General features: G+C 72.9%; 5 protein-coding genes. 3 read left to right on the top strand and 2 right to left on the bottom strand.

From position 1 onward, the window contains the following. Window positions 1-83: 83 nt before the first annotated feature. Window positions 84-1,700: a glycoside hydrolase family 13 protein gene (locus ACFWGJ_RS41560; RefSeq protein ID WP_387334151.1), complete on the top strand. Its 1,617-nt coding sequence runs from the start codon at window positions 84-86 to the stop codon at window positions 1,698-1,700. 22 nt (window positions 1,701-1,722) lie between these two features. Here ACFWGJ_RS41560 and ACFWGJ_RS41555 read toward each other — a convergent pair whose 3' ends face one another. Together ACFWGJ_RS41555 and ACFWGJ_RS41550 are read right to left on the bottom strand one after the other, a co-directional pair. Beyond that, complete coding sequence (locus tag ACFWGJ_RS41555) at window positions 1,723-2,214, bottom strand: nucleotidyltransferase domain-containing protein (RefSeq protein ID WP_387334152.1); 492 nt, start codon at window positions 2,212-2,214, stop codon at window positions 1,723-1,725. 98 nt (window positions 2,215-2,312) lie between these two features. Beyond that, the gene (locus tag ACFWGJ_RS41550; RefSeq protein ID WP_387334150.1) at window positions 2,313-2,879 is read right to left on the bottom strand and encodes a heme-binding protein; all 567 of its coding nucleotides are present in this window, start codon (window positions 2,877-2,879) and stop codon (window positions 2,313-2,315) included. 261 nt (window positions 2,880-3,140) lie between these two features. On the opposite strand from ACFWGJ_RS41550, the gene ACFWGJ_RS41545 reads away from it, so the two are divergent. Both ACFWGJ_RS41545 and ACFWGJ_RS41540 read left to right on the top strand, forming a co-directional pair. Beyond that, window positions 3,141-4,466, top strand: coding sequence for a histidine kinase (locus ACFWGJ_RS41545; RefSeq protein ID WP_387334149.1), 1,326 nt, complete (start codon window positions 3,141-3,143; stop codon window positions 4,464-4,466). Then, entirely contained in the window at window positions 4,463-5,095 is a 633-nt protein-coding gene (locus ACFWGJ_RS41540) for a response regulator (RefSeq protein WP_387334148.1), read from the top strand. The genes ACFWGJ_RS41545 and ACFWGJ_RS41540 overlap by 4 nt, the downstream gene beginning before the upstream one ends. The last annotated feature ends 180 nt before the right edge of the window (window positions 5,096-5,275 follow it).

Below are 5,275 nucleotides of genomic sequence, written 5' to 3'. Positions count from 1 at the left end.
ATCCTCCGCCGCCGCCCCGTTCCCGACGCCTCGCTGTCCGGGGCGGCGGCGGAGAACCACCCCTGCCCCGAAAGGACCGACACGTGGCAGCCCCTCAGCCCGCAACGCCCCCCGGACACACCGACGACTGGTGGCGCGGTGCCGCCATCTACCAGGTGTATCCGCGCAGCTTCGCCGACGGCGACGGTGACGGCACCGGGGACCTCGCGGGCGTCCGGTCGAGATTGCCCTACCTCGCCGAACTGGGCGTCGACGCGATCTGGTTCACCCCCTGGTACCTGTCCCCGCTCGCCGACGGCGGCTACGACGTCGCCGACTACCGCGTCATCGACCCGGCCTTCGGAGACCTGGCCGAGGCGGAGCGGCTGATCGCCGAGGCCCGCGGACTCGGCATCCGCACCATCGTGGACATCGTGCCCAACCACGTCTCCGACCAGCACGCCTGGTTCCGGGCCGCACTCGCCGCCGGTCCCGGCAGCCCCGAACGCAAGCTCTTCCACTTCCGCCCCGGCCGCGGCGAACACGGCGAACTCCCGCCCAACGACTGGCCCTCGCAGTTCTCCGGCCAGACCTGGACCCGGGTCGAGGACGGCGAGTGGTACCTGCACCTGTTCACCCCGCAGCAGCCCGACCTCAACTGGGCGCATCCCGCCGTGCGGGAGGAGCACGAGGAGGTGCTGCGGTTCTGGTTCGAACGCGGAGTGGCGGGCGTGCGCATCGATTCCGCCGCACTGCCCGCCAAGGACCCCGACCTGCCCGAGTTCGTGGAGGGCCGCGACCCGCACCCGTACATCGACCGGGACGACCTGCACGAGATCTACCGTTCCTGGCGGCGCATCGCCGACGAGTACGGGGGTGTCTTCGTCGGTGAGGTGTGGCTGCCCGACTCCGAACGCTTCGCGCGCTACCTGCGCCCCGACGAACTGCACACCGCCTTCAACTTCAGTTTCCTGTCCTGCCCCTGGGACGCGGACAGACTGCGCGCGGCCATCGACGACACCCTCGCCGAACACGCCCCGGTCGGCGCGCCGGCCACCTGGGTGCTGTGCAACCACGACGTCACCCGCACGGTCACCCGCTACGGGCGTCAGGACACCGGGTTCGACTTCGCCACCAAGACCTACGGCACACCGACCGACCTGCGGCTCGGCACCCGCAGGGCCCGCGCCGCCGCCCTGCTCACCCTTGCCCTGCCCGGCTCCGTCTACCTCTACCAGGGCGAGGAGTTGGGACTGCCCGAGGCGGAGATCCCCCGGGACCGCATCCAGGACCCGATGCACTTCCGCTCCGGCGGCACAGACCCGGGCCGCGACGGCTGCCGGGTCCCGCTCCCATGGACGGCCGACGCCCCGTACGCGGGATTCGGCTCGGCCGTCGAACCCTGGCTGCCCCAACCGGAGGGCTGGGCCGCCTACGCCGCCGACCACCAGGCCGACGACCCAGGCTCCATGCTCAGCCTCTACCGGGCCGCACTGGAACTGCGCCGAGCCGACCCGGCCCTCGGCGACGGCCCGCTGCAGTGGCTGCCTTCCGCCGACGGCGTCCTCACCTTCCACCGCTCCCCGGACCTCATCTGCGTGGTGAACCTCGCCGACGGCCAGGCCACCCTGCCGGACCACACGGAGGTCCTTCTCTCCAGCGGGCCACTGGACACCGAAGGCCGACTGCCCTCCGACACGGCGGTGTGGCTGCGGAGTTGACGGCACCCCGGCCGGCGGCGGGTCAGAAGTGGGTGGTGACGCCGAAGACCCGCCGTAGCTGAGCCATGTCATGACGGTCGCGGTCGGCCGGCTCGTACCCCTGGTGGAAGGAGACCTGCTGCTCGGCCGACAGACAGGGGACGGTCGTCCCCCGGATCGTGCCGCTGACGAAGCACCGGGCGGGGTACGCGAACGGGCGGTGCGGGTCCAGGGAGGCCTGCACCGCGGACCCGTCCGAGGCGAAGACCAGCGGGTGCAGGTCGATCTCGCGGCCGTGCGGATCCGTGAGCACGAACCGCACGGGACGCCAGTCGACCGTCTCGGCGAACCCGGCCTCCGCCAGGGCCGCCACGACGGTCTCCTCCTGGTCCTCGCGGTGCATCAGATCCAGGTCGCGGTGCGGACGGGTCTGCTCTCCCACGAGGGCGTCGATGCCCCACCCCCCGCCCACCCAGACGTCGACGGCCGCCTCACGCAACACGGCGAGCGCGGACAGTACGTCCTCAGCGGTCATCACGCGAGCACGGTAGCCGGTCGACGACCGGGCGGACGAACGGATTTCGGGCAGCCGGGAGCCTGCCGGCAGCGGGGAAGCCACCGCCGGCCGGGAACCTACTTCTCCAGCGCCGTGACTCCCGCCCGGGCGTACTTCTCGTCGAGGTCGCCCGACGGCGCGCCCGCCACGCCGACGCCCGCGATCGGCGCACCCTTCGCGGTGACCGGCGCACCACCCGCGAGGAACAGGGTGCCCGGGATGTCCTTCAGGTTCGGGGCCTGCTCCAGGCGCTTGGCCAGCTCGGAGGTGGGCGCGTTCCACGACACCGCCGTGTACGCCTTCTTCGCGGCGGACTCGTACGACTGCGGTCCTGCGCCGTCGCCGCGCAGGGTCACCACGGTGTTGCCGTCGCGGTCGACGACGGCGACGGAGACGCGCTGGTTGTCCTTGCGTGCCGCGTCGAGTGCCGCCTGAGCGGCCCGGCTGGCGGCGTCGACCGTGAGGCGGGTGGACTGCGTCAGGTTCTTGTTCGAGGCGTCGGCCTTCACCGCTGCCTGGGCGGCGGGCACCGACGAGGTGGCGCTCGCCGACCAGGCGCCGAGGCCGCCGAGGGTGACGGCGGCGACGAGGGCGCCACCGGTGACGACGCGGGTACGGCGGGAGACCTTCTTGACGTGCTTCATGGCTGCCCATTCCTCAAGGTGTGCGGATGGATGTGTAGGGGTGGAGGTGGCGGCCCCTGCTGTGCGGCGGGCCGTCCTTCTCTGTCATCCATCGTGGGTCCGGGCACGGCGCCCGACGGTCGGTGCATCGGCTGTACGCGGCGCGCGGATCGGTCGATGCGGGCATCAACCGATCGGTTGATCCCCCGGCCCTCCCGTTGGGCGACAATGGAGGTGTTCACCCAGTTCAGGAGCGCTTCAGGAGCAATTCAGGAGGACTACGTGCGGTCCGATCAGAGCGGTTCGCCCCCGGGGCCGCGTCCCGGCGAGGCGGTTCCCGCCGGCGATCCGGACGAGCGCCGACTGGCCCTGGTCATGCATGTCGTCTTCTTCGTGCTGCTGGCCACCTCCCTGACCCGTTTCGTCCAGCGCCACGCCGAGGAGCCACGCGCTCCCTGGGTGATCGGTCTTGCCGTCGTACTGGCGGTCCTCTACGCGATCGACACGGCCCTGACCACGGCCGAAGCACCCCGCGGGGCGGTTCCGTCGCGCGGCCCCGGCTCATGGCCGCCCGCGCCACGGCTGATCCGGCTGGGGGCGGTCGTGGCCACCTGGGCGGTGCTCGTCGTCGGCGCGCCGAGTTTCGCGTGGGTGGCGGTGCCGCTGTTCTACGCCGCGCTGCGGGCTCTGCCGCCCGTCGCCGCGTACCTCCTCGTCGCGTTCCTGACGCTCCTCGTCGTCTCCGCGCAGCTCGCGCTGGCGCCGCGGTTCAGCCTCGACCTGGTCGTCGGACCCATGGCCGTCGCCACCCTCGCCACCGCGGTCTTCGTGCACATGCGGCGACAGGCGGCCCGGCAGCGCGTCCTCATCGACGACCTGATCGGCACCCGCCGGGAGCTCGCGGCCACCGAGCGCCGCGAGGGTGTCCTCGCCGAGCGTCAGCGGCTGTCCATGGAGATCCACGACACTCTCGCCCAGGGGCTGTCCAGCCAGCAGATGCTGCTCCAGGCCGCGCTGCGGACGTGGGACACCGACCCGGCCAAGGCCCGTGCGCACGTCCGTACCGCCACGTCCGTCACCGAGCACAACCTCGCCGAGGCGCGCCGCTTCGTGCACGACCTCGCGCCCGCCGACCTCGCCAGGGGCGGCGGCCTCGAAGCCGCGCTGCGCGCTCTCGCGGCGCGGGAATCCGGCGCGGGGCTGCGTGTCCGCGTGCACATCGACGGCGACGGTGACGGTGTCGGCGCTGGTGTCGGTGGTGGCGGAGGTACGGTCGCGCCGGCCGACCGTGCGCAGTCCGCGCTCCTGCGGATCGCGCAGGGCGCGCTCGCCAACGTCCGGGAGCACTCGGGCGCCACCGACGCCGCGCTCACGCTCACCCGGCTCGACGACCAGGTGGTCCTGGACGTCGCCGACAACGGGCGCGGGTTCGACCCCGCCGCCGTCACCGACGCTCCGTCCGGCGAGCGCGGACACGGGATCCGGGCGATGCGGGCGCGGGTACGGCAGCTCGGTGGCACGCTGGCCATCGAGTCCGTGCCGGGGGAGGGCGCCGTCCTGACCGCCACCGTTCCGATCGCCCCGCACACCGAGGAGACGCCGCGATGACCGATGCGCCCGTACGCCTCCTGGTGTGTGACGACCATGCCGTCGTACGCGCCGGGCTGCTCGCCCTGCTCGACAGCGAACCCGACATCGAGGTGGTGGGGCAGGCGGGCACCGGGGAGGAGGCGCTCGCTCTGGCCGCGCGGCTCACCCCCGACGTGGTGCTGATGGACCTGCAGCTCGGTGAGGGCATGGACGGGGTGGCGACGACCCGCCGGCTGACCAGCGGGCCCGGCGCCCCGCACGTCCTGGTCCTGACCACGTACGACACCGACGCGGACATCACCCGGGCGATCGAGGCCGGGGCGACGGGGTATCTGCTGAAGGCCGAGCGCCCGGAGGAGCTGTTCGCGGCGATCCGGGCGGCGGCGCGAGGGCGTACGACGCTGTCGGCGCCCGTGGCCAGCCGGGTCATGGCGAACCTGCGGGCGCCGCGGGCCGTGCTGACGGATCGCGAGCGGGACATTCTCGGGCAGCTGGCCCGGGGGCTCGGCAACCGGGAGATCGCGCGGGCGCTGTTCATCAGCGAGGCGACGGTGAAGACGCATCTGGGGCGCGTCTACGCCAAGCTCGGTGTCGATACGCGGGCGGGGGCGGTATCCGTGGCGAAGGAACGCCGCCTCATCCCGTGACGGGGGGGCTGACCGACCGTCTTAACCCGCGGGCCGGTGGTGGCCGGCCGCGCAGTTCCCCGCGCCCCTAAAAGCCGGGGGCTGACCGAGGGGTTTTCGTCTGCGGACCGACGGTGGCTGGCCGCGCAGTTCCCCGCGCCCCTAAAGGCAGGGGGCGCGCTCTTCAGGGGCGCGGGGAAC

The sequence above is a fragment of the Streptomyces sp. NPDC060205 genome (assembly GCF_042728395.1).
GTDB lineage: Bacteria > Actinomycetota > Actinomycetes > Streptomycetales > Streptomycetaceae > Streptomyces.
Note: the sequence above shows the minus strand (reverse complement) of the source record. Positions and strands in the feature narration are given on the sequence as shown.